This is a genomic window from Martinezella miluonensis (assembly GCF_900094545.1).
Taxonomy (GTDB): domain Bacteria; phylum Pseudomonadota; class Alphaproteobacteria; order Rhizobiales; family Rhizobiaceae; genus Rhizobium; species Rhizobium miluonense.
Genome location: NZ_FMAH01000003.1, coordinates 243,348 through 268,092 on the forward strand (window position 1 = coordinate 243,348; position 24,745 = coordinate 268,092).

Sequence of the window (24,745 nt, forward strand, 5' to 3'; positions counted from 1 at the left end):
CGTCGCGATTTAGTTGAAGGCGATATCGCCGATGACCCTTACTCTTACGCGGCGCGCACCGCCAGGCAGATAAGCGATTGGAATGTCCTCGACTTCGAGCGTCTTCAGGCTGGCGCGGCTGGCGCCGGAAGCAACGGCAGCGTTCTGAGCCTCCGCCTCCGCCTTGGCGAGAGCTTCGTCGCGGCTCAACCCCGAGAACACCTGGTCGACTTCGCCCGAAACCTGCGCCATCGCAGCGCCAAGCGCATTGGCAACCCCGGCATTCTCGACGCGAAGAACCTCTGAAGCACCTGCGATCTTATCGGGGATCAGGAAAGCGCCGCCGCCGACGGCGATCAGTTGCACATCCTCCGCCGAAGTCTTCATCTGGTCGAAGCTGTCTGTCACCATGTCGCGGATGCGTCCGAGGCTTGCCTTCACGAAGGCCGGGTCGAGATCGCGAACGCGATCCTTGTCTCCCATCTCGATCAGACCGGCGGCGACGGCGACGTCAGACGTCGTCAGCGTATTGCCGCCGAAGACGCGTGCCTCCGTCAGGATGCGATAGCCAACCGAACGCGGTCCGATCTTTCCCGTTTCTGGATCAATTATCGTTCCGCCGCCAAGGGCGATCGGCAGGAGATCGGGCATGCGGAACAGCGTGCGCACGCCGCCGATATGGACGATGTTATTGGCCTCGCGCGGGAAGCCGCCGACGAGGCAGCCGATGTCCGATGTCGTGCCGCCGACATCGACGACCATGGCATCGCTCAAGCCTGTCAGAAATGCCGCACCGCGCATCGAGTTCGTCGGGCCGGAGGCAAAACTGTGAACCGGATTGGCCGCGGCGACATCTGCAAGCGCTACAGTTCCGTCGTTTTGCGTCAGATAAAAGGGAGCGGCAATGCCTGCTTCGCGCAGCGCATCCGAGAACGCCTGCACCGTGGTCCTGCCGAGCGACTGCAGTGCCGCATTGAGAAGCGCGACATTTTCGCGCTCGAGCAGGCCGATCCGTCCAAGCGTGTGCGACAGCGTGATCCTTGCATCGGGGATCACCGAACGGACAATCTCAGCGGCCTTGACCTCGCATTCGGTCGTCAGCGGTGAGAAGGTTGCCGATATCGCGATCGACGTGATGCCGGCATCGCGGATCTTCATCGCGGCTTCGCGGATCTCGTCGGGGATCATCGGAACGAGCGGACTGCCATCATACTCATGGCCGCCATGGACCATGAAGATCAACGGATCCACAGCCGCGCGCAAATCGTCCGGCCAATCGCACATCGGCGGCAGGGACGCGCCGGTCGGCAGCGCAATGCGGATCGCCGCCACCCTTTCCAGCCGCGCCCGCTCGACGACGGCGTTGGTAAAATGCGTGGTGCCGATCATCACAGCGTCGATCGGCCGGCCGGATGCGCCGGCATGGCCGGCCACATGGCTCAAGGCGGCCTTCACGCCGGACATAACGTCCTGCGTCGTGGGAACCTTGATGGAAGCGATGATCTTCTCACCGTCGATCAGAACGGCATCCGTATTGGTGCCGCCAACGTCAATACCGATGCGTTTCATGCGAATACCGATCTGAAATCAATGTCATAGCCGAAAGCGCGGGGGCCGACGGCGGCGATCCCCGCCGGAGAGGTCAAGAGCTCAGGCGCGGGCAAGGCCACGACGGTCACGCGTTGGCCGTAGCGCACGGATTCCGTGCCGATCGCGCTGCCGGAGATCGTGTCGAGGAGGCAAAGAAGATCCGGCGTCATCGCCACCGGCTCGCCATCGCGGAAGGCGACCGCCCATTCATTCTGGAAGGCCAGCTCCATGCGAGCGCCCTTGTCGGCGTCGATGCCTTCGATCACGGTTCGCCCGCGCAGGAAGCCGCCGGTGGTTTCGCGCGCCACGTCTGTCACCTTGCCGCGGAACAATTGCTTTCCGCCCTCGTGGTCGAGAACCGCCTTGACCGGATCGTCATGACGTGCACGCGCCTCGATGACGGTGCGGCCGAGTTCCGTCGCCTTGGTGATGGTATAGTGAATGCCCCAGTCCTTCACCTCGCGGCCGGTGCGCGGCGCCTTGCAGGTGGCGGCTGTCGAGCCTACTTCGGTGCAGACCTTGCGCGAAATTCGCTCCATCCACTTCCAAGAGGCGGCCTTGGTGACGATGACCTCGTTGTCGCGCACGTCGACGAGAGAAAGCGGATACATCGGCAGATTGCCGATGGCGAATGAGGTCATCTGCGCTTCGGGATAGGCACGCCCCATCGCATCGGCGTTGACGACCGGCCGACCCAGCATCGCAGCGGCAAGGAAGGACGACAGCGCATTCGAGCCGCCAATCTCGACGCTCATGATCGCGCGGAACGGCTTGCCGAGATAATCCTCCATGACCTCGACGGCCCGCGCAAGATGCACGGGATCGCTCAGACGCTCCTGCCCCACCAGCGGCGCGCCCATTTTCGAGACGACGGCAACCATGTCGTCATCGTCGAGCGCCATCGGATCCATCACCTGAACGCGACGGCCTTCAGCATAGAGCCTGCGAAGGTTGAGGGTCGAGATATAGGGATTGCCACCGCCGCCGGTTCCCAGGATCCAGGCTCCCGTTGCGAGCGGCTCGATATTTTCTTCGGAAAATTCCTGAAACATGTTTCACCTTCGGCAATAGCAGTCCCGACCCCGTGCGGGGCCGGGTTTATTTCATGTGCAGGCGAAGATCAGTTCGCCTTGCAGTCCCAATGGAAATTCGAGAAGTTCAGATCCCAGCTCTGCATGGGAATGAACGCGTAGCCCTGTAGGCACTTGTTCGCCGCATAGCGCCGGTTCGGCGATACCGCCCATACGTCGGGCTGCAGCTCGGCAAGCTTTACCTGCAGCTCCTTGTAGGTCGCGTTCTGCCCCTTGATGTCGGTGGTCGCCCTCACCTTGTCGATCAGGGCATCGACCTCGGGATTCTGCAGCCATTCCATCGACATCCAGGTGCCGGAAGCCTTGGAGTGATACTGGTTGTAGAATATCGCGTCGGGCGACGGATAGTTGGGAGAAATGTTGACCTGCGTCGAAGCCGGGGTGGTTTCCGGTTTGGACGAGAGTTCGACGATGCGGTTCCAGGGCTCGGGTTTGATATCGAGCGTGATGCCGATCTGCTCGAGATTGGCCTGCATCAGCAGCGCCACTTCCGACTCGAAGGCGAGCGAGGCGACATAGCTGTTGACCAGCGTGATCTTCTGGCCCGCATATTTCGACTTGGCGAGTTCCTCCTTCGCCTTCTCGATGTCGAAGACGCCGGGCTGGACATCCTCGTTATGGGCGTCCTTGAAGACGGTCGAAAGCGGGCCGGTCATGTCAAAGCCCGGATAGATCGCCTCCTGGATGGTTTTATAATCGGTGGCATAGGCGATCGCGCGCCGCACATGCACGTCGTCGGTCGGGTAGACCTTGCTGTTCAGCTTGATGACGAAGCCGCCGGCCGTCGTCGACTGGAGCAGCTTGTAGCTCGGCATTTTGCCAATCATTTCATAGGTATCATTGCCGAGGCCATGCGAGGAGAGGCCGAGTTCGCCCTTTTCGGCAAGCGCCTTGACAGTAGCGTCGTCGCTCGTCTGGACGAAGCGCACTTCGTCGATCGGCGTTCCCTTGGTCCAGCCGAGGAAATAATCGGGATTGCGCGCGATTACCATGTCGGCGGAACGATTGTAGCTAACGAGCTTGTAAGGCCCCGAACCGGCAGAATGCTCGCCCACATAGGCTTCGCCCCATTTGTCGTCCGGCTTGGAGTTGGCTTCGATGAGCTTCTCGTTCAGCGCCATCATCAGCGGCGTTACGGCCATGAACGGCGAGAACTGGCGATCAAGCTTGACGACGACGGTCTTTTCGTCCGGTGCGGTGACGTTTTCGGGCTTCACGAGGCCGACGACGAGATTGGATGGGCCCTTGTTGATGCCGATCAGGCGCTGGATAGACCAGACGAAGTCGGAGGCTTTGACGGGCTTGCCGTCCTGGAACTTGGCATCGTCGCGAAGATGGAACGTGTAGGTCAGGCCGTCCTGGGAGATGTCCCAGGATTTTGCCAGATGGGGCACGATCTCGCCCGTGGGACTGACGGTCGTCAGAGCGTCATACATGTTCACGATGGCCATGTAGCCGGTGTAGTCGGTGACCTTCGCCGGATCGAGCGAGCTGAAAATCTGCATCGTGTTGACCGCGATCGACACCTTGTCGGTCGCCGATGCCGCGACCGAAGTCAACGGTAATGCCACGGCACTGGCAAGCAGAAGCGCCGAAAGACGCAAACTTTTGGAACCCATCTTCATTCAAGTTCTCCTCTTTAATGCGGGAACTGCCCCGCTTATGGTTAGGCTGCCCTTTGCCCCCGGGCCGGCAGCGGGGAATAGGTGATGTCCGGGTAGCCGAAGGCTGCCGGGCCGACGACATCGAGCGCACGCGCGCTGCGCAGCAGCTCGTGGCAGGGAATGGCGACAACGGCGACGCGCTGGCCGTAGCGCAGCATTTCGGTGGTGATCGGATAGCCTGTATCGACATCGAGCAGCACGATCAGGTCCGGCACGCAGACTTCGATCACGCCATCGCGGCGGAAGACCAGGAACTCGTTCTGGATCGCCACGTTCGCCGTCTGGCCGCTGCAGTCGTCGAAGCCGGCAAGCTCCATATCGCCGACGACGAAACCGCCGCGCAAATGGCGCTTCAGGTCGGTAATCTTGCCGTTGAAGACACGCCGCCCGCCTTCCAGTGCACAAACGGCGGCAATCGGATCTTCCTGCGCCTTGCGCGCGCGGATCACCGCCTCACCGAGCGCGATCGCCTTGGTGAAGCTCTTCGGGATGCCGTACTGGTGGACGTAATGGGCCTGCATCGGCGCCGTCGCCAACATCGCACCACCACCCTGCGCGACCACGCAGGCGCGCGCCATGCGCTCATGCCAGACTTCCGATACGGCATGGCTGAAGATCACCGCATTGCCATGCAGGTCGCACATGACAGAAGGCGTGGAGCTATGGCCGTAGATCGAGAAGGTCGTCATCTGCATTTCGGGGAAGGCCCGGCCCATGCCGTCGCAATCGAGGATCGGCAGGCCGCCGAGAGCCGCCGTGACGAGCGGGTTCATCGCGTTCGCGCCGCCGATCTCCTCGCAGACGATGGCATCGATTGGCGTGCGGATAAGCTCTTCCATCGCCCGTAGGCAGCGCAATCCTTCGCGCCCCTCGCGGATGCGCTCAACGCCGACAACCGGTGCGCCGATGCCGCCGATCGACATGCAAAGCGCATCCGGCTCGATGGCGTCGGTCGCGAGAACCTTCATCTCGTAGCCAGCCTTCATGGCTTCGAGGACGAGGAGCTTGCCCTGATAGGGGTTGCCGCCGCCGCCGGTGCCGAGAATGCCTGCTCCGATTTCAAGGGCATCGAGATCCTCGGGCGTCAGCCGGCGCAGAGCGGCATCATCGTATTTCTGCTTGCGCGTCTCAGGCATGATGGCCTCCCATTTCACCGACGACTTTGACGTGAATGCGCGTGGCGTTGCCTGGCAGGTAGGCAAGCGGCGTGTCCTCGCGCTCGATAACTTCAAGGGTTTCGGCAAGCGCCCCGGCGGCGATCGCCTTTTCGCGCGCTTCGGCTTCAGCCTCGGCGAGCGCGCTCTCGCGGGTGCGGCCATCGACAAGCGAAAAGACGCGATCCGTCTCGCCGCTGATCTGGGCAATGGCGGCACCCACCGCGTTTGCGACGGCAAAATTCTCGGGCATGATCACCTCGAGATCGCCGATGCGATCAGGCATCAGGATCGAGCCGCCACCGACCGCGATGACCGGCACCGGCGTCGAGGAAATGCGGCTCCGCTCGACGCAAGCCTCCAGCATGGCGTTGATCTTAGCCACTGCGGCATCAATTAGTCTCTTGTCGAGTTTGCTGACGAGCGCGCTGTCACCGATTTCGGCCTTGCCGGCTGCTACAGCAATGTCGGTTGCCGTGAGTGTCGTGCCGCCGAAGCACATGGCTTCTTGGCGCACGCGATAGCCGACCGACTTAGGTCCGACGGTGATAGCCATATCGCCGTTGACGACGAGCGAACCGCCACCCAGGCCGATCGAGAAAACGTCGGGCATGCGGAAATTCGTGCGAACTCCGCCGATGTCCACTGTCGTGGAAGCCTGACGCGGAAAGCCGTGAGAGAGAGAGCCGACGTCCGAGGTCGTGCCGCCAACATCGACGACAACGGCGTCCTTCAGCCCGGTCAGGAACGCGGCGCCGCGCATGGAATTGGTCGGACCGGAGGCAAAGGTCAGCACCGGAAAGGCGCGCACGACATCGGCTGCCATCAACGTGCCGTCGTTCTGCGTGATGTAGAACGGGCACGGGATGCCGGCCGCGACAAGTGCCTTGCCGAAGGCAGCGACCGTACGATCCGCAAGCGACAGCAGGCTCGCATTCATGATCGCGGCACTTTCGCGTGCCAAAAGTCCGTGACGGCCGATGTCCTTCGACATGACGACTGGCAAGCCCGGGCAATGCTGCTGCAGGATTTCCTTGGCTCGCAGCTCCATGGCATCGTTGATGCCGCTGAAGACGCAGGTCACGGCTGCGGCCTTCAGGCCCTTTGCCCGGATTTCGCCGGCGATGCGCACGATGGCATCCTCGTCGAGCGGCGATAGCTCACGCCCGTCGAACTCGTAACCACCTTTGACCTGATAGCCGTGATTGCCGACGATCTCGCGCAGATCATCGGGCCAGTCCACCATGGGCGGCAGGCCGGCGCCCGACGGCAGGCTCAGGCGGATGGCTGCAACCTCATCCATATGGCGGCGCTCGATCACCGCATTGGTGAAATGCGTCGTGCCGATCATCACGGCTGCAATGCGGGTACGATCGATGCCGGAGGCCTCGATGACCTTCTCCAGTGCCTCGATCACGCCCGAGGTCACATCCTCGGTCGTCGAGGCCTTGACCCCCGCCAGAACAGTCTTTCCCTCCAGGACGACAGCATCCGTATTGGTGCCGCCGACGTCAATTCCAACGCGATACACGTTAGGCTCCTCTTCGATCAGTCTGTGGTTTTGACAAGGAAGCGCGTGCGCTCTTCCTCGCTCACGGTAGGCTTCAGGCGCTCTTCTTCGTCGGTGACGACGGGGATCGCGGCGATCAGCGCGCGTGTGTAGGGGTGATTGGGTGCGGCAAAGACTTCGGGAGTCGGTCCTTCCTCGACGATCTCGCCGCGCAGCATGATGGCGATGCGCGAGCAGAAATTGCGCATCAGCGACAGGTCATGCGAGATCATCAGATAGGTGAGACCAAGTTCCTCGCGCAGCTGCAACAGCAGTTCGATCACGGTTTTCTGCACGGAGACGTCAAGCGCTGCCGTCGGCTCGTCCAGGATCAGGATCTTCGGCTCTGCGGCCAGCGCGCGGGCAATCGCCACGCGCTGCTTCTGGCCGCCCGAAAGCTCGTGCGGATATTTTGCCAGATAGGATTGCGGCAGGCGCACGAGATCCATGAGCTGCTTCATCCTTGCCTCGCGGGCCGGCCCATCCATGCCGATGGATTTCAAAGGCAGAGCAAGCGTTTGCTGAACGTTGCGCTTGGGATTAAGCGACGTGCCGGGGTTCTGGTAGACGATTTGCGTCAGCCGCTTGCCGCGGCCAGGAGCCGGCGCATCGATGGTGACGCTGCCCGACGTCGGGCGCGACAGATCCATGATGATGCGTGCGACCGACGTCTTGCCCGAGCCGGACTCGCCGGCCAGCCCGAAGATTTCGCCCTGGCGCAGGGTCAGGTTCACGTCGCGAACGGCGTGGAAACCGGGTTTCCTGCCATAGACCTTGTTCAGGCCCTCAACCTTGACGATCGGCGCGCGGTCGCTCTGCGGCAGATCGGTGACGCGCTCGCCATAAAGCGGAGGCACGGCATCAAGGAGCGCTTTGGTATAGGCCTTATGCGGATTGGTGAGGATCTCGCCGCAGGGACCTGCCTCGACGATATCGCCGTGATGCATGACCACAACCCGGTCCGCGACTTTGCGCACGACGCCGAGATTGTGGGTGATCATGAGAAGAGCCATGTTCTCCTCGACCACCAGCTGGTTGATCAGATTGAGGATCTCGTCCTGCGTCGTCACGTCGAGCGCCGTGCCTGGTTCATCGGCGATCAAGAGCTTCGGCTGATGAAGCAACGCAAGCCCGATCAGGACGCGCTGGCGCATGCCGCCCGAAAGTTCGGACGGATAGGCGTTCATCACACGCTCGGCGTCGGCAAGCTGCACGCGGCGCAAGACGGCGGCGATCCGCGTCCGACGCTCGGCCTTCGACGAGCGAACGCCGTCGCGCTTGTCTGCAAAACGCATGACGTCATCGAGATGCGTGCCGATCTTGAAGACCGGATTGAAGGAGGAGAGCGGGTCCTGCATGATGAGGGAAAAGGCCGTGCCCTTCAGCGTCTCGCGTTCCCTTCGCTGCATTTTCAGGACGTCACGCCCCGCGACGCAGATTATGCCGGAACCGATCGTGGCATTCCTCGGCAAGGTGCCGATGATCGCCTTTGCCGTTACGGACTTGCCCGATCCCGTCTCGCCGATCAGCGCGACACGCTCTCCGGCGGCAACAGTGAGGGAGACTTCACGGAGCACCTGCCGGGTGCGGCCATAAGTGGTGAACGAGACATTCAGAGCCTCGATCTTGAGAAGCGGCTCGGTCATGGCTTAGCTCTCCACATCAAACATGTCGCGCAAGCCATCACCCAGAAGATTGAAACCAAGCGTCACGTAGAAGACCGCAGCACCGGGGCAGACGACTTCCCACCAATAGCTGGGCATGAACTGGCGCCCATCGGCGACCATTGAACCGAGGTCGGGAATGGGTGGCTTCACGCCGAAGCCGAGGAAGCTGAGGGTTGCGCCGAACAGGATGACAAAAGCGGCATCCAAGGTTGTCTTGACGGAAATAACCGCAACGCAATTCGGTAGGATCTCGCGGAAGAGGATGTGCACCGGTCCGGCGCCGGCAAGGCGAGCCGCTTCGATGTAGTCTTCGGAGGCGATTGACTTGGAAACGGCATAGATCAGCCGGGCATGCCACGTCCACCACAGCAGCGTAATTGCGATCATCGCGTTCATCAGGTTCGGCTCGAGCAGGTTTGATACGGCAAGCGCCATGACCAGCGGCGGCATCGCCAGCATGACGTTGGTGAGGCCAGTGATGATCTTCTCGATCCAGCCACCGAAGTAACCGGCGATTAGACCCAGGACCGTGCCGATCGGTACGGAAATGCCGAGCACGCCGATAACCAGAAGCAGGGAGACGCGCATGCCGAAAACGGTGCGGGAAAATATATCCCGGCCGACCTTGTCAGTGCCGAACCAATGAGTGGCGTCAGGCGCAACATGCCGTGCACGGAAATCGACCACGGCGCCGACGTGCTTCGGATAGGGAGTGAGCCACGGCGCAAAGACCGCCAGCACGACGACGGAAATCAGGATCAGCGTGCCGATCACCGCAGCCGGATTGCGGCTGAAGCGATACCACATCATGTAACCCGTGCTCAGGGCGCGGTCAGAGGCATCAAGCATCTTCATATCGGCCATCAGCGTGCCTCCTTGCGGCGCTGGCGCGGGTCGATGATCGAGATCAGGACGTCCACGACCAGGTTCGCAACGATGAAAAACAGGCCGGCGACCAGCACCACGGCAGTCACGGCATTGAGGTCTTTTTGCAGGATGGCGTTCAGCCCGTAGGAGGCAAAGCCGCCCCAGGCGAACACCATCTCGATGACGAAGGCATTGCCGATCAGCGATGCGAATTCGAGCCCCATGATCGTCAGCGGCGCAATCGACGACAGCTTGAGGAGATAGCGGAAGATGATGACCCGCTCCGGCACACCGAAGCTTTGTAGGGTCAGAACATGATCCTTGCGCTGGTTCTCCAGCATTGAGGAGCGGGTGATACGGGTAATCTGCCCGATGCCGGCCATGGCGAGAGCGAACGCCGGCAGGACGAGATGCTGCAGCGCGTCGACGAATACATCCAGACGCCCAGCCAGCACGCCATCGATCAGCAGGAAGCCGGTCGGGCCAGGCTGGAAACCCAGAGAATGATCGAGGCGACCGATGATCGGCCAATTCGGCAGACAGCGCGCCGCCAGCAGCTGCAGGCTGATCGCAAACAGGAAACTCGGAATGGTGACGCCGGTCAGCGACAGGATGCGACCGATATGGTCGAGGGCTCGGTCGCGGAAATGCGCCGTTATGACCCCGAGAGGAATCGCTACCACGAACATGAAGATCACGGAGACGAGGACCAGCTCGACAGTGGCCGGCACCGTCTGCTCCAGATCGGTCGTGACCGGACGCTGCGAGACCAACGACATGCCGAGATCCCCGCGCAGCGCCTTGCCGACGTAATCGATGTATTGCACCGGAAGCGGCTTATCGAGACCCATCTGCCCGCGCAGCGCATCGACCTGTTCCTGCGTTGCCGCCGGGCCGAGAGCCATGCGCGCGGGATCTCCCGGCACCACGCGCGCCAACGCAAAAATCATGATGGAGAGCGCGATCATGACCAGCACGAAAGTGCCAAGCCGCGTCAGGATCGCGACCAACGGATGTTGCTGCATCGACGGGAGGTTCCTTGTTCGCCAGCTAACTGACAGACAACAATCCCCATCTGCAGACGATGGACAACTGGTCAAAAGTATAGTTTTTCTGCTTTATGGTATAGGTTATTTATCCATCGGAGCTTACAAAGCCACATGGATATGCCGATCCCCCGACACCGTCTTTGCCGCCGCATTGCTGACCAACGAGCCGGCGTCGTCTTTCTGCGAGCCCCTGCCGGGGCGGGAAAGACCGTGACCCTGTCGATGACCGCCGAGGCGATGGGCAAGCATGTTTGCAGCCTGCAGCAGCCGCGCATGAGCGATGTCGAGGATGGCTGGCTTTTCTGGGATATACCGATTTCGGCAAGATCGGCGCGGCTGTCCGCGCAACTGCTGGAAAGCATCGACGTGCTGGTCGTTGCCTGCCGTCCTGACCAGCGCATCAGCGGACTGGCGCGGCTCATTCTGCATCACGGCTCCGTGACGATCGATGCGGACGAATTGACCTTCTCGACGGAAGAATTGCGTGGCTTGCCTCCCGAAGAGGTGAGCCGCCTTCTCGAACACTATGCCGGCTGGCCGGCCTTCCTACCGTTGACCCACTCAGAAGCTCCGCGCCTGGCTATCGATTATTTGCGCGAGAATTTTCTCGCGCACCTCTCACCCGCGCAAACGGCCACCCTTTCGATCTGGCTCGAAGCACCGATGCCGACAACAGACCAAGACTGGACTGGGCTGCTGCCGCCCCTTCTCATCAATGAGCCGAACAGGCACGTCGAGTTGCGGCAGCTTCTCACCATCGCCGTCCGAGAGCGTCTGGCGACCTTCGAAAACACAGTGGCCGTGATTGAAGTCGCATCCGCTTTCGAAAAGGCGGGACGAGCCATTGCTGCGATGACCTTGCTTCTAGACCATGGACACGAGGCGCATGCGGCACAGATCCTCGAACGCGCCCGCGGCCTGGAGCTGATCTACAGAAACAGTCTTGACGCCTTTCGCGACATCATCATGCGCTTTTCCCACGAGATGATCGCGACCAACGAGATCGTGCTCTTTGCTCTTGCCCGCATGCTTTTGAAGCTGGGAGAGCTGCAGCGCGTCCGCCACCTCGTCGGCAAGCACCTGGGCTCGGACTATCTGGACCCGCTCAAGGTCTTGCTGCGCGGCTCGCGGTTCTCCTTTGCGGCGCGAACCTTCAGGTTGAACCTCATGATTTCAGAGGACCTGATGCCGACCGATGCCATGATCACCCGCCTCGGGGAATTCATGGCCGACTACCCGATGGGCGACCATGGCAAGTGGGCAGCCTACTACAACGCCCTGCTGGAATTCGAAATCCGCCGTCGAAACTTCCGGGAGGCGGAGGCAGCCGCCGCGCGGGCGCTGATTTATCTTGGCCACATGGGCGGTCAGCCGCTGCTCGAATTCTTCATCCATCTACATCAGGCCGTATTGCGCCTGATGAGCGGCGACGCTCTGTTTGCGCGCCGCGCCGCGCAAGAGGCACGACAGAAACTGGAACAGGTTCCGCACGCAGCCGAGGCGGAATTCCGCATGCTGCGGCTGGCGGAAGCCTGCATCGCCTATGAAGCCGGTCAGCCACGCGATCTGCTCCAATTCGTTCAAAACGAGTTCGACGGCTTCGCAGCCTCGGAAATCTGGCCGAGCCTGATGCAGTTTGCTCTTCACTATGCGTCTCAGGTACTGGGAGATCACTTTCCGATGGTGATCCGGCCAGGCTTCCTTGACGGGCTGTGGATCCATCTGTCCGAAGGCCTGCAGTTCCATGCCATGATGGAAATCCGCACCGCCATCGCCTATCAGAATGCCAATCGATGGGGCGATGCTGCTGCCACGCTTTCAGCGGTCCGCATGCGGATCGGCCGCAACTGGGTCGAAAGCGCCCATGAAGAACTGACGAGACTAATGAGGCGCGACGAGATTTCCTACGTCATGGCCTGGCTGCGCGATGCCGTCCGCCTCCCGACGCCCCGCCCCTATCTCTCCCGCCAGATCGACGCACTGATCGCCAACCCGAAGGTGACGAACCGCGAAAAGGTCGCTCTGCAACTATGGCAGAGCTATGCCGCGTACCAGCGTCGCGACAAGGCGGCAACCCGCGCCCACCTTCTGTCCGCACTCGAAGCGTCGACTCGCCTCGGATGCAACGGCGTGCTCTCCGAAGAGCGGATCTTTCTCTCGCCGCTTCTTAAAGATGAGCGCATTCGCGGCTTCATCGAGACATCTTCCGATGTTCGCGCCGCGCTCTCACTCTTTGCTGCTTCCGTAAATTCGCCGCAGGCTCGGGCGCTGCAAGGCGGACTTTCGCAGCGCGAGACGCAGATGATGCAATTGATTGCCAGCGGCATGTCCAACAAGCGCATCGCTCACACGCTCAGCATCTCCGAGGTGACCGTGAAGTTTCACCTCGGAAATCTGTTTCGCAAGCTCGGTTGCCGGCGCCGGGCCGAAGCGATCCGGGCTGCGACCGCGCTTGGCTGGCTTTGAGCGCCGAAAGAACGAGCCGGTCGTCTATGACAACGGCCCTTCGGCCGATGGCTCGCCTTGTGCACTCTTGGGCGGAACGTTGCCGTTCTGCTCGGCGCGATCGCGATGAAGCGCCGCGCGCGCCAGCAGCATGAAGGTGATCGGCGTCGTCACCGTCACGAAGATGCCGATCAGTAGCTCATGGATGACGAGAGACTGCGTTGACGTCGAGAAGAAGATCATCGAGGCCACCATGATCGCGCCGATGCCACCGCTTGTTCCCAATGTCGGAGCGTGAATGCGCTCGTAGAACGTTCCCATCTTCAGAAAACCGATGGCGCCGACGAGGGTCAGAAAGGCGCCGACGACGAGCAATCCGCCGATTGGGATAGCGGCCCAAAGCGGCACGTTTTCGAATGGGGTACTCATTCGATCACCTCCCCGCGCATCAGGAATTTCGCCAGGGCGACGGTCGCCACAAAGCCGAGCATGCCAATGACGAGAGCCGCCTCGAAATAGACGACCCGTCCGGTACCGATCCCGAAGGTGAGCAGCAGCAGCATCGCGTTCACATACAGAGTATCGAGCGCGATGATGCGATCCTGGGCACGAGGGCCGCGAAACATGCGAATGGAGGAGATCGCCATCGCAGCCACAATCATCAGCTGCGCTGCTGCGACAGATATTTGAATGATCATCGCGCTCATGCGAATATCTCCATCAACAAGCTTTCATATCGGTTGGCGACGGTTTCGCGCCATTGCGCCTCGTTCTCAAGATCCAGCACATGGAGCAGCACGGTGTTGTCGTTCGAATCATATTCGAGCCATGCGGATCCGGGCGTGCTGGTGAGGATAACAGCCAGAAGCGCCAGCGAGATCTGATCCCGAACCCTGAGCTCCAGGGTCACGAAGCCGGGCGTCGTGTTTCGCGAGCGGCCGCGCAGGATGATCCAGGCCACTTGCGCATTCGATTTCAGGACGTCGAAAACGACACGAAAGAACAGCTTCGGCAGGAGATACCACTTTCGCAGTTTCGGCTTTTCGGGGCGCAGCGACGCCATCGCCCAGGAGGCAAAGACAGCGACAATGACGCCGAGGATGAATTGGCCGAGCGTAAAGTCATTCAACAGCAGCCAAAGCAGGACCAAGATGAGCGTCAGCAGCGGATAGGGAAACATCACGAACCTCCCGCCTTGCTCGACAGGGTCGCCGCATTGCGAACCGCATCGACATAGATGCGGGGATCGCTGAGCGTTCGGATGGTCACTTCCATATATTGCATGACCGGGCCGGCCCAAATGGTCAGCGCCAGCGTCAAGGCAAGGAGGCCCATGACAGGCAATATCTCGATTACGAGCACGCGCGGAACCGTGCCTTCGAGCGAGCTCCAGAATGTGCGTATGCCGGCCCGCGTCATGGAAATCAGGGCGGCGATGCCCGAAAGGATCACCAGCAGGATCAGCGCCCAGACGGCCGCACTCGGCGGCACGCCGATCGCGCCTGTGCCCATCATGGCCGACAGCATGGCGAACTTGGCAACGAAGCCCGAAAGCGGAGGCAGGCCGGCGAGCAGGATTGCGCAGGCGGCAAAGCAGATGCCGAGCATGGCCATGGTGCCTGGCATAGTGACCCCCTCACCTTCCTCGGCCTCCTTTTCCTCGGCATCACCATAGGCTTCCATAGTGACGGCGAGAACGCTGGCGCCTGCGTCCTGCCCACGCTCGACAAGCTCGATCAGCATGAAAAAGGCGCTGATCGTCAGCGTGGAACTGACAAGATACATCAAAGCGCCGGCGGAGATCGAACCGTCATTGATGCCGATCACCATGAGCAAGGTTCCCGAGGATACAAGTACGGAAAAGCCCGCCAATCGGCCGAGCGCCTGCGATGCCAGCACTCCTATGATACCGAAAATCAGCGTCGCCATGCCGCCATAGAGAAGCATGGTCGCGCCGAAGCCGGCGGACGGTCCTACGCTGAAAAGAAGCATGGTCAGCCGCAGGATGACATAGATGCCGAGTTTGCTCAGAATGGCGAAAATGCCGGCAACAGGTGCGGAAGCGGCACTATAGGCCGTGGGCAGCCAGAAGCAGAGCGGCCACATGCCGGCTTTGATCAGGAAGGCGATGCCAAGCACACCTGCGCCTGCCTGCATGAGCATGCGGCGATCGGCGGCCATTTCGGGAATGCGCACAGCCAGATCGGCCATATTCAGCGTTCCCGTCGTGCCGTAGATCAGGCTGACGCCGATAAGGAAGAGCAGCGCGGCGGCGAGATTGACAGCGATGTAATGCAGGCCCGCCTTGACGCGAAGCGGACCGGAACCATGAAGCAGGAGACCATAGGAAGCAGCCAGCATCACCTCGAAGAAGACGAAGAGATTGAAGAGGTCGCCGGTCAGGAAGGCACCGTTCACGCCCATGAGCAGCAGTTGGAACATCGTGTGGAAATGGGCGCCCACCGCATGCCAGCGCGCCAGCGAGAAGATCAATGCTGCAACGGCAACGACGGAAGTCAGCAGAAGCATGAGCGCCGAGAGACTATCGAGCACCAATACGATGCCGAAGGGGGCGCTCCAGTTTCCGAGGAGATAGGCGCGCTCCTGACCGGCCGATCCACCTTCGGTACGGAAGAGCGCAAGCGCAACGCCGACCAGCAAGAGCGTCGCAGCAAGGCTGACAAGCGCCTTTAACGTGCGCTCGCGTTCATCGATGAACAGCAGAATAGCAGCCGCAACCAGTGGCAGCAGGATAGGAACAATGATGAGATGGTGCGACCAACCTGTCATTTCCGGTCGCTCCTTCCATCGACATGATCGGTGCCGGTCAGCCCGCGCGAGGCAAGCAGCACCACGAGGAACAAGGCAGTCGTCGCAAAGCCGATAACGATCGCCGTCAGCACCAGAGCCTGCGGCACCGGATCGGCAAGCGTCGCTGTCGCAGTGCCATCCGCCAGCAGCGGCGGCATATTCGACTTCACGCCACCGACGCCGAAGATGAAGAGATTGACGGCATAGGACAGCAACGACAGCCCGATAATGACCTGATAGGTGCGTGGACGCAGGATCAGCCAGACGCCGCAAGCTGTCATCACACCGATTGCAACGGACAAGATGAGTTCCATCAATCCCCCTTTGCCTTTTCCGCCTCGATGGCGCGGAGGCGATTGATACGGATCGACTGGTGCGCAAGCGCGACGAGGATCAGAACCGTGGAGCCGACGACAAGCAGGAAGACGCCGAGATCGAAGAGCAGTGCGCTCGCAGCCGGCACTTTCCCGATCAGCGGCACATCCAGATATTGGAAATGCGACGTGAGGAAGGGATAGCCGAAGAACCAGGCACCGGCACCGGTCGCGGTCGCCACGAGAAGGCCAGCTCCCATCCAGCGCAACGGCAGGATACGGATGCGATCCTCTGCCCAGCGCGTGCCGCCGGCCAGATATTGCAGCAGGAAGGCGATCGACAACGTCAGGCCGGCCGAGAAGCCGCCGCCTGGAGCGTCATGCCCGCGCATGAAGATATAGACCGACAAGGCGATGACGAAGGGGAACATCCACTGCATGATCACGGACGGCACGAGCAGATAGTCGCGCACCGTATCGCCGGCCGAGCGCTCCGGCCGTTCCTCGTCGAAACGGTTCTGGATCTGCTGCTGCTCCGGCATCTCCATGCTATCAGGCGCCGGACGGAAACGACGCAGAAGCGCATAGACCGTCAGCGCCACGACCCCGAGAACGGCGATTTCACCCAAGGTGTCGAAGCCACGGAAATCGACCAGGATCACGTTGACGACATTGCGACCGCCGCCCTTCGAATAGGCGTTTTCGAGGAAGTAGTTCGCAATCGCGTCAGGCACCGGAGTGGTCATGACGGCATAGGAGATGAACATCATGCCGACACCGCAGATGACGGCCAAAGCGAGGTCGCGGAAACGACGGAAACGCGCGCGAAGATCGACCGTATCGTCGATCCCCTCGGTCCGCTTCGGCAGCCAGCGCAGCCCCAGCAGAATGAGAACCGTGGTGACGATCTCCACGAGGAGCTGAGTGATGGCGAGATCGGGCGCGGAGAGCCAAATGAACGTCAAGCAGACGATGAGCCCCACTCCGCCCAACATCACCAGGGCCGCGAGCCGGTGATATTTGGCGAAGAAGGCGGTACCGATGGCCAGGCAGATACCAATGGCCCAGATCGCCGCAAAGATTGGATCGGCGCCCGAAAAGGCAAAACGCCTCGCCTCGAAGCCGGACAGATAGAGCGGCAGCAGGCCGGCCGCAAAACCGGTTACGACCACCCAGCGAAGCTGCGGCTGCAGCTTGCGCGTCCCGATCCGCTTTTCCGCCGTTCTCGCCCAATGCCAGGAAACTTCGACCAGAACGCGCTCAAAGATGCGCTGGCCTTTCAGGCGGCGGAAAAAGGGAGGCCCATCCTCGCAGCGCGACAGATAATCCTTGAAGACGAAATAGAAGAGGGTGCCGCCGACCAAGGCGATCACGCTCATGACGAGCGGCAGATTGACGCCATGCCAAAGCGAAAGGCTGTACTCAGGCGTATCGGCAAGCAAGACGCTTGCGACGGCCGTATGCAGGAAAGGCGCAATCGAGACAGCCGGCACGATACCGACGATCAGACACACCACCACGAGAAGCTCGATCGGGAAACGCATCCAGCGCGGCGGCTCGTGCGGCTTGGCGATCGGCAGATCCGTCGGTGCGGGGCCGAAGAAAACCGTTTGAATGAAGCGCAAGGAATAGGCGACGCTGAAAGCACTCGCCAGGGTCGCCACATAGGGCAGGATCCGGTCGAGAATGGAATCGGCATGCGTCTCGATGGCTTCCGCGAAGAACATCTCCTTCGATAGGAACCCGTTCAGCAAGGGAACGCCGGCCATGGCCGCGCTCGCGACGATCGCCAGCGCGCCCGTGAATGGGAGATGGCGGAACAAACCGCTCAGGCGGCGCATGTCACGCGTGCCGGTTTCATGATCGATGATGCCGGCGGCCATGAACAGCGATGCCTTGAAGGTCGCATGGTTCAGCATATGGAAGATGGCGGCGACCGTGGCGAGCGGACTGCCGAGACTGAGCAGCGTGGTGATGAGACCGAGATGGCTGATCGTCGAATAGGCGAGCAGCCCCTTGAGGTCCTGCTGGAACATCGCAAAATAAGCACCCAGCAGCAGGGTCGTGATGCCCGCCGCGCCGACGAGATAGAACCATTCGTCCGTACCCGCCAGAACGGGCCAGAAGCGTGCCAGCAGGAATACGCCGGCTTTGACCAGCGTTGCCGAATGCAGATAGGCCGAAACGGGCGTCGGCGCCGACATGGCGTTCGGCAGCCAGAAATGGAAAGGGAACTGCGCGCTCTTCGTCAGCGCCCCCAGAAGGATCAGCACCAATGCCAGCGTATAGAGCGGGTGGTTGCGGATGAGGTCGCCGGACGCCAGGATCTTGTCCAGATCATAGCTTCCGACAATATGGCCAAGCAGGATCAGCCCGATCAGCAGGCAGAAGCCGCCGATCCCGGTAATCGTCAGCGCCATTCGCGCGCCGTCACGGGCGGCGGCGCTATTGTGCCAATAGCTGATGAGCAGGAACGAGAAGATGCTCGTCAGCTCCCAGAATATCGAGAGCAGGATGACATTGCCCGACAGCACGATGCCGAGCATCGCCCCCATGAAGGCAAGCAGAAAAGAGAAGAAACGCGGAACCGGATCTTCTTCCGACATGTAGTATCGGGCGTAGACGATGACGAGAAAGCCGACCGCCGTAATGACGACCGAAAAGAGCCAGGAGAAACCATCCATTCTCAGGCTGAAATCAAGCCCGAGCTGCGGCAGCCACTCGATGCTGACACGCACCACGCCCCCATCCATGACGGCAGGATAGGAACTGACCGAGATCAACAGCGCCAGAAAGGTGACCGATCCAGCGATCCAGGCTGGCGTGCGCCGCGATTGCGTGCGCAACAGGCAAACGGAGAGAAGACTTCCGATAAACGGCAGAGCCAAAAGTGCTAGAATAAGAATGGGCCCGCTGGTTATCCCAAAACGTCGTTCCTTCCTTCAGCCGGATCACCACAGCCGCCTTAGGGGCGAACGCCTCTAGCAAACCGGCGTAATATGGCCTATATGATAGATATTGACCAATATGGGCAGTTTGGAACTGCGCGTCAAGGTAAGATGGCGATGATTTTAACACCCGCGCTCTGTCGAGCGGCCCGAGGCTTTCTCGACTGGACTCAGATGGACCTCGCCGACCGCTCCGGTGTATCGCGCAGCACGATCCGCGACTATGAGGGCGATCGCCACAGCCTGCATCGGGCAACGGAAGCACAGCTGCGACTGGCTCTCGAAAACGGAGGAATCGCCTTCTTCCGCGTCGAGGGGCATGAAATCGGTATCTGTCTTAAAACTCCTAGCACAGATGCGCCCGCGCCGGCACATACAGAGAGTGGTGAGATCCTGCCGGTTTCGGGCGAACAAGGCCACGCGACAGGCAAACGGGGACAATGAAGCTTGGCTGGCCCATAGGCAGCGGCTGGCGGCTACGATCTGCCATGGTTCGGCCTTTTCCAATGGCCGAACCTGTCGCCGCTCGACAAGTCTTTGGAGAAAAAGCCACCGAGATTCCGGAGCATTGCACCTATTGCCTATATGCGGTCGTCGGCCTGCACATCCTTGCAGCCCTCTGGCACCATCTCTTACGCAGAGATGAGGTATTGCGGCGGATGCTATAGCGGACACTTGCCGTGGGTCACGGAAGCCAGTCAATACGCTGAAGCGACTACCGCATATTGAGACGCGACAGTGTAAGGCGCGACTGCTCGCTTAACGTCTCGTTTTTGCCACCCCGATAGTAGCTGAGGGCAATGACGGCGCCGTAAAGCGCCCACCCCTCGGCCCTCAGCCAATCGGCATCGCTCACCTCGCAGGCGATGCGAAAGGCTTCGCGAGCGGACGGATCGACCCAGGACCATGCCGCCGCATAATCTGCCGCTGGATCGCCGACGGCACAGAGGCCCCAGTCGATCACCCCGATCAGTCGCCCATCTCTAGCTATCAGATTATCCGCCTTGAGATCGCCGTGCAGCCAGACCGGCGGTCCCTGATACACAGTCGCGCAGGCTCGTTGCCAGAGCTGTCTCGCCGCGGGAGCATCGATCTCATCCGCCAGAATGTCGATCGCCGGCAGCGTGATTGAAGAGAGGAGCTCGAGCACCACGCCGCGACGATGATTGAGTTCACCTGCGAGCGGCGCACCTCTGGTGTCCACGCGATGAAGGGCCTTGAGAAAATCCGCAAGCGCAAGTGCCGCTGCGGTCGGATCTACAATGTTAGCTGGAGAGGCGATGTCTCCTTCCATCCAGTTGAAAATACCGAAGTCGCAGTTCAAGCCGAATCCCGCCCTTCCTCGAAAACGCAGTCTCGGCACTTCGAGCGGCAGATCTGCAAAACGAGGTAGCCAATCCAGCTCTTTGTCGATGAGATGTTTGGCAGCCTCGCGTCGCGGAAGGCGCAACAGCAATGTCTCGCCTATGCGATAAATCGCGTTATCGGTACCTGACGACGCCAGACGCCGAACCGGAAGATCCACCCATTGCGGCGTCATCTCAGCCAGTAACTGCCGGATCACAGCCTCTTCCTGCCCGATATCATCCTGATCAGACAACCCAAATATCCTGTCTTGTTACCGCACGATTCTCGACAGCAATGGTCAGACGGTTCCAGGTCGGCGTCAACCGATCAAGCCCTTTGTCCATCCATCCCCTACCAGAGGCGCCAGTGAGTAAAGCCAGGTTTCGGATCGAACTGGAAGCCGATCGCCTGCCAAAATGCAGCCGCGTCGGCGTTGTCGGTGTTCACGGTCACGATGGTCCCGCTCGGCAGCGCCCGCCCCAGGATCGCTGTCGCCAACTCGCTACCGAGACCGTGACGCCGATATGGGGGCCGAATATAGAAGCGGCGCATGCGCATGGCGGATGGTGTGTCGGGATCAACCGTCATCCCGCCGATCCCCGCCAGATCGCCATTCACCCTGATGGCCAGCAGAATTTCATGTACGTCGCCGAAGCGCTGCTCGCCGCTCTGCCACTCGGCATATAACCGCTCCAGGAAGCGCTTGCCCTCGGCAGCCGCCGCCCGACGCGGCACGTCGAAATCGAGCGGAAGATGCTCCCTCAACTCCTCCAGTTCGAAACCACACAAGGCTTGCATCCTCACTGTCCCATGACTTTGGCTCAACGGTTTGACCGTAACGACGTTCGAGACTGCGCGGTCCGCGGCGGCAATATTCGATATGTTGTGAGCAGCAGAATTGACGCTGCAGGTCATTTCACTGCGGTTCGCCGATCTCCACAGCGTGACCATCCGGATCGTAGAAACGAAACACGCGCTGTCCCCATTCCTGTCTTTCGACAGGATGGATGAGTTCGACATGCGGAGCCACTTTTTCGAAGGCTGCATCCACATCGTCGTGTTCGAAATAAAGCAGGACGTTTCGACGCCCATAAGGCTCCGGTATTTCGGAACTCGTTCTCCAAACCGTCTGCTCGAGTGACTTTCCGTCATGAATTGCAAATCCGGTTTCAAAGAGCACGAAATTCCCAAAATCGCTCAGGATTTCAAGGCCCATGACATCTCGATAAAACGCTTTTGAGCGCTCGATATCGCCGACGAAGGGGATTGGATTCACGAAACGCATTTCCAAAACCAATTCTGCTGTCGAGGATGGGCCAGGAAAGAAATGCCTTTCCAAATCACTTCGGAAAAGTGCATCTCCAATCATCACACCGTTTCCAAATACAGGGCCGATGTCAATTCTTCGGACAGTACGATCTTGTCGCGAACCACCAGGAGGGCCGATCGATGACAGATAATGCGCGCACCATGATTGTCATGGATGCCGGAATTTCACGCTTCCAACTGCGGGCGGGCGCCTTGATCCGCTCCAACGGTCACCTCCTCATTCACCGCGCGGTCGGCGACGCGTTCTGGTCCCTGCCCGGCGGCCGGGTGGAGTTTCACGAGGCGGGTGCCGAAACACTGGCGCGCGAGATAGAGGAAGAGATCGGCTGTCGGGCAGCGATCGGACCACTGCGCTTCATCATCGAGAACTTCTTCGAATTCGTGGGACGGCGTGTTCACGAGGTCGGGTTCTATTATGAGGCGGAGCTGTCCCAGCCGCTACCCTTCCATGAGACCGAAATCGTGCATCGGGTCAAGGACGGCAGTGCCGACCTCGAATTTCGCTGGACGCTGCCAACGCGGGCCGCCCTGACGCAAGTCGACCTGCAGCCCGCGCCCTTGCAAACTCTTATCGAAACCATGCCCGCCGGCGTCCAGCACCTTGTCCGCCGCAACATGGCCTGACTATCGGAACAGTTGACCGCGACGTGCAGACTGGCTTGATTGCAACGTAGCGAGCGGTCGGTTTCGTCAAACCGTGCTCCACTCGACCCGATAATCCGGCACAAGGCGGTTGTGCGCATTCGCGAGCTCGGCCAACATATCAAAGAGCTCGATACCGAAGCCTCGCCGGAAATGCATGAGGACATCTGTCACTATGGCGGCAGCGGGCATTCCCTCAGCACCAGCAATCGTGATTATCTGCGGCATGTCCCGCCGCATTGATAAGGATTGAACGCATGACCACGATCTTCGACGCTCCGGAGGAGTTCGCCGCGACGGCGCTTGCGGGCTTTGCCGCGCTCCATGGCCGCTTCGTCCGCCTCGTAAAGGGTGGCGTTGTCCGCTCGACATCGGTGCCGGAAGGCAAGGTCGCCGTCATCGTCGGTGGCGGCTCGGGTCACTATCCGGCCTTTGCCGGCTATGTCGGGCCGGGCCTTGCCGATGCGGCCGTCGCCGGCGATGTCTTCGCTTCCCCTTCGACGGCAGCCGTTGCCCGAGTGTGCCGAAAGGCGCATCGCGGTGGAGGCATCCTGCTCGGCTTCGGCAACTATGCCGGCGATGTTTTAAATTTCGGCGTGGCAGCCGAGCGGCTGCGGGCCGAAGGTATCGATGTGCGCATCGTGGCGGTGACAGACGATGTCGCCAGCGCTCCCGCCGAGACCATGGCGAAGCGCCGCGGCGTTGCCGGCGACCTCGTGGTCTTCAAGATTGCCGGCGCTGCGGCGGAAGCCGGACTTTCGCTTGATGAAGTCGAGCGCCTGGCGCGGCATGCAAACGCCCGCACAGTCTCCTTCGGCGTGGCCTTCGACGGCTGCACCCTGCCCGGGTCTGCCGGCCCGCTCTTCACCGTACCGCGCGGCCAGATGGCCCTCGGCCTCGGTATCCACGGCGAACCCGGCATCAGCGAAGAAACGATCGTCAGTGCCAGCGATCTCGCAACACTATTGACGCAAAGGCTTCTGCCGGAACGTCCAAAGGATGCACGGAAGGTCGGCGTCATCCTCAACGGCCTCGGCGCCACGAAATACGAAGAGCTCTTCGTACTTTGGACGGCCATCTCGGCGCGATTGGAACAAGCGGGCCTGGAAATCGTCGCCCCCGAGGCCGGCGAGTTCGTTACCAGCCTGGATATGCAGGGCTGCTCGCTGACGCTCATCTTCCTCGACGACGAGCTCGAGCGCTACTGGACCGCGGCCTGCGACACCCCGGTCTTGCGCCGCGGCGCGGCGATTGCCACCACGCCAGCTGCGGATGTTCTGGTTGATGAGGACGGACTGGCGACCTATCCGCCAGCCGATGCCGAAGGCCAGCGCGGCGGCGCTTGCATCGCCCGCATCTTCGCAGAGATTTCCGTGCTGCTCCATGAGGCCGAAGAGGAACTCGGCCGGATCGACGCTCGCGCCGGCGATGGCGATCACGGTCAAGGCATGGCCCGGGGCGCCGCAGCGGCTTTGGAAGCCGCCAAGGCCGCAAGCACCGCTGGCGCAGGTACGGCGAGCGTGCTGGCGGCGGCAGGCGATGCCTGGGCCGACCGCGCCGGCGGCACGTCGGGCGCGATCTGGGGACTTCTCCTGCAATCCTGGAGCAGTGCGCTCAGCGATGACGGTGCCCTCGACGGCCGCGCTGTCGTCAAGGGTGCCCGCCAGGCGCTCGATAGCGTGATGCGATTGGGCGGCGCGAAGATCGGCGACAAGACGCTGGTCGATGCATTCTCTCCTTTCGTGGATGCGTTGGAAAAGGGCTTCGCCGAAAACGGATCTTTGGCCACCGCCTGGGGACATGCCGCATCGGCGTCCAAGCTTGCGGCGGATGCGACGACGCAGCTTACGCCCAAGCTTGGGCGCGCCCGCCCGCTTGCAGAGCGAAGCCTCGGCCATCCCGACGCCGGCGCCGTTTCGCTTGCGATGATAGCGGGCCGCGTTGCCACCCTGCTTACTTAGCCGAGTAGCAAGCCCGGAAGCTCAACCTCTGCGCAAACCATCGTTCTGGCGATCGCGCGAGGGTAGCCCCTGCATGGAAATCGCAAATCGCCCCTGAGGCGACATGCACGTTGAATGAGGCCCATGAACGTCCTGTCGCGATCACCTCCATCAAGGGTAGCGGCGGCAAAAAACCATTCCAAGAGACGGGCAATCTTTGAGACGATCTTCTTTGCTTTGGCAAATAATGAGCCCTAGCCTCAGCCTAATCATCAGGACGTTTTTGCCTTGCCTGACGGAGCCGCGAGGCCGGATGCGCCTTTCGCGCACATAACGACCTCATCGTCGCCTCGGAACAG

The 24,745-nt window shown here is 61.1% G+C and carries 22 protein-coding genes and 1 pseudogene; 5 read left to right on the forward strand and 18 right to left on the reverse strand.

Features of this window, described 5'->3' with window-relative positions:
• Window positions 1-9: 9 nt before the first annotated feature.
• From GA0061102_RS05130 to GA0061102_RS05165, 8 genes are all read right to left on the reverse strand, one after another.
• Window positions 10-1,548 (reverse strand): hydantoinase/oxoprolinase N-terminal domain-containing protein, encoded by a 1,539-nt coding sequence (locus GA0061102_RS05130; RefSeq protein ID WP_092844650.1) that lies wholly within the window; start codon window positions 1,546-1,548, stop codon window positions 10-12.
• Window positions 1,545-2,621 (reverse strand): S-methyl thiohydantoin desulfurase family protein, encoded by a 1,077-nt coding sequence (locus GA0061102_RS05135; protein ID WP_092844652.1) that lies wholly within the window; start codon window positions 2,619-2,621, stop codon window positions 1,545-1,547. Before GA0061102_RS05135 ends, GA0061102_RS05130 begins: the two co-directional genes overlap by 4 nt.
• Before the next feature lie 68 nt (window positions 2,622-2,689).
• Complete coding sequence (locus GA0061102_RS05140) at window positions 2,690-4,285, reverse strand: ABC transporter substrate-binding protein (protein WP_092844654.1); 1,596 nt, start codon at window positions 4,283-4,285, stop codon at window positions 2,690-2,692.
• A gap of 41 nt (window positions 4,286-4,326) precedes the next feature.
• Complete coding sequence (locus GA0061102_RS05145) at window positions 4,327-5,460, reverse strand: S-methyl thiohydantoin desulfurase family protein (protein WP_092844656.1); 1,134 nt, start codon at window positions 5,458-5,460, stop codon at window positions 4,327-4,329.
• Window positions 5,453-7,009 (reverse strand): hydantoinase/oxoprolinase N-terminal domain-containing protein, encoded by a 1,557-nt coding sequence (locus GA0061102_RS05150; RefSeq protein WP_092844658.1) that lies wholly within the window; start codon window positions 7,007-7,009, stop codon window positions 5,453-5,455. The genes GA0061102_RS05145 and GA0061102_RS05150 overlap by 8 nt, the downstream gene beginning before the upstream one ends.
• A 17-nt stretch (window positions 7,010-7,026) precedes the next feature.
• Window positions 7,027-8,673, reverse strand: coding sequence for an ATP-binding cassette domain-containing protein (locus GA0061102_RS05155; RefSeq protein ID WP_092844660.1), 1,647 nt, complete (start codon window positions 8,671-8,673; stop codon window positions 7,027-7,029).
• Between the two features lie 3 nt (window positions 8,674-8,676).
• Entirely contained in the window at window positions 8,677-9,558 is an 882-nt protein-coding gene (locus GA0061102_RS05160; RefSeq protein ID WP_092844662.1) for an ABC transporter permease, read from the reverse strand.
• Window positions 9,558-10,586: an ABC transporter permease gene (locus GA0061102_RS05165; protein ID WP_092844664.1), complete on the reverse strand. Its 1,029-nt coding sequence runs from the start codon at window positions 10,584-10,586 to the stop codon at window positions 9,558-9,560. The genes GA0061102_RS05160 and GA0061102_RS05165 overlap by 1 nt, the downstream gene beginning before the upstream one ends.
• Before the next feature lie 135 nt (window positions 10,587-10,721).
• Here GA0061102_RS05165 and GA0061102_RS05170 point away from each other — a divergent pair, with 135 nt between their 5' ends.
• Entirely contained in the window at window positions 10,722-13,076 is a 2,355-nt protein-coding gene (locus GA0061102_RS05170) for a helix-turn-helix transcriptional regulator (RefSeq protein WP_092844666.1), read from the forward strand.
• Window positions 13,077-13,100: 24 nt separating this feature from the next.
• Here GA0061102_RS05170 and mnhG read toward each other — a convergent pair whose 3' ends face one another.
• From mnhG to GA0061102_RS05200, 6 genes are read right to left on the reverse strand one after another with little or no spacing between them, the layout of a single operon-like run.
• Window positions 13,101-13,484 (reverse strand): monovalent cation/H(+) antiporter subunit G, encoded by a 384-nt coding sequence (gene mnhG / locus GA0061102_RS05175; RefSeq protein ID WP_092844668.1) that lies wholly within the window; start codon window positions 13,482-13,484, stop codon window positions 13,101-13,103.
• The gene (locus tag GA0061102_RS05180; RefSeq protein ID WP_092844670.1) at window positions 13,481-13,762 is read right to left on the reverse strand and encodes a K+/H+ antiporter subunit F; all 282 of its coding nucleotides are present in this window, start codon (window positions 13,760-13,762) and stop codon (window positions 13,481-13,483) included. Before GA0061102_RS05180 ends, mnhG begins: the two co-directional genes overlap by 4 nt.
• The gene (locus GA0061102_RS05185) at window positions 13,759-14,235 is read right to left on the reverse strand and encodes a Na+/H+ antiporter subunit E (RefSeq protein WP_092844672.1); all 477 of its coding nucleotides are present in this window, start codon (window positions 14,233-14,235) and stop codon (window positions 13,759-13,761) included. The genes GA0061102_RS05180 and GA0061102_RS05185 overlap by 4 nt, the downstream gene beginning before the upstream one ends.
• Complete coding sequence (locus tag GA0061102_RS05190) at window positions 14,235-15,845, reverse strand: monovalent cation/H+ antiporter subunit D (RefSeq protein ID WP_092844674.1); 1,611 nt, start codon at window positions 15,843-15,845, stop codon at window positions 14,235-14,237. The genes GA0061102_RS05185 and GA0061102_RS05190 overlap by 1 nt, the downstream gene beginning before the upstream one ends.
• Entirely contained in the window at window positions 15,842-16,180 is a 339-nt protein-coding gene (locus GA0061102_RS05195; RefSeq protein ID WP_092844676.1) for a Na+/H+ antiporter subunit C, read from the reverse strand. The genes GA0061102_RS05190 and GA0061102_RS05195 overlap by 4 nt, the downstream gene beginning before the upstream one ends.
• Window positions 16,180-19,101: a monovalent cation/H+ antiporter subunit A gene (locus GA0061102_RS05200; RefSeq protein WP_167667913.1), complete on the reverse strand. Its 2,922-nt coding sequence runs from the start codon at window positions 19,099-19,101 to the stop codon at window positions 16,180-16,182. Before GA0061102_RS05200 ends, GA0061102_RS05195 begins: the two co-directional genes overlap by 1 nt.
• A 78-nt stretch (window positions 19,102-19,179) precedes the next feature.
• Between GA0061102_RS05200 and GA0061102_RS05205 the strand changes: the two are divergent.
• A pseudogene (locus tag GA0061102_RS05205) lies at window positions 19,180-19,473 on the forward strand (helix-turn-helix domain-containing protein); the annotation flags it as partial.
• A gap of 161 nt (window positions 19,474-19,634) precedes the next feature.
• Entirely contained in the window at window positions 19,635-19,796 is a 162-nt protein-coding gene (locus GA0061102_RS34020; RefSeq protein ID WP_425348513.1) for a cytochrome b/b6 domain-containing protein, read from the forward strand.
• Between the two features lie 47 nt (window positions 19,797-19,843).
• Here GA0061102_RS34020 and GA0061102_RS05215 read toward each other — a convergent pair whose 3' ends face one another.
• The 3 genes from GA0061102_RS05215 to GA0061102_RS05225 form a co-directional block, all read right to left on the reverse strand.
• Entirely contained in the window at window positions 19,844-20,728 is an 885-nt protein-coding gene (locus GA0061102_RS05215) for an aminoglycoside phosphotransferase family protein (protein ID WP_092844684.1), read from the reverse strand.
• 98 nt (window positions 20,729-20,826) lie between these two features.
• Entirely contained in the window at window positions 20,827-21,390 is a 564-nt protein-coding gene (locus GA0061102_RS05220) for a GNAT family N-acetyltransferase (protein WP_159432144.1), read from the reverse strand.
• Between the two features lies 1 nt (window position 21,391).
• Window positions 21,392-21,760, reverse strand: a complete 369-nt coding sequence (locus GA0061102_RS05225; RefSeq protein ID WP_092844795.1) for a VOC family protein — start codon at window positions 21,758-21,760, stop codon at window positions 21,392-21,394.
• Between the two features lie 164 nt (window positions 21,761-21,924).
• On the opposite strand from GA0061102_RS05225, the gene GA0061102_RS05230 reads away from it, so the two are divergent.
• Window positions 21,925-22,428 (forward strand): NUDIX hydrolase, encoded by a 504-nt coding sequence (locus tag GA0061102_RS05230; RefSeq protein WP_092844688.1) that lies wholly within the window; start codon window positions 21,925-21,927, stop codon window positions 22,426-22,428.
• Window positions 22,429-22,494: 66 nt separating this feature from the next.
• On the opposite strand, the gene GA0061102_RS05235 is transcribed toward GA0061102_RS05230, so the two are convergent.
• The gene (locus GA0061102_RS05235) at window positions 22,495-22,674 is read right to left on the reverse strand and encodes a hypothetical protein (RefSeq protein WP_139115031.1); all 180 of its coding nucleotides are present in this window, start codon (window positions 22,672-22,674) and stop codon (window positions 22,495-22,497) included.
• Window positions 22,675-22,703: 29 nt separating this feature from the next.
• On the opposite strand from GA0061102_RS05235, the gene GA0061102_RS05240 reads away from it, so the two are divergent.
• Complete coding sequence (locus GA0061102_RS05240; RefSeq protein WP_092844692.1) at window positions 22,704-24,407, forward strand: dihydroxyacetone kinase family protein; 1,704 nt, start codon at window positions 22,704-22,706, stop codon at window positions 24,405-24,407.
• Window positions 24,408-24,745: the final 338 nt, after the last annotated feature.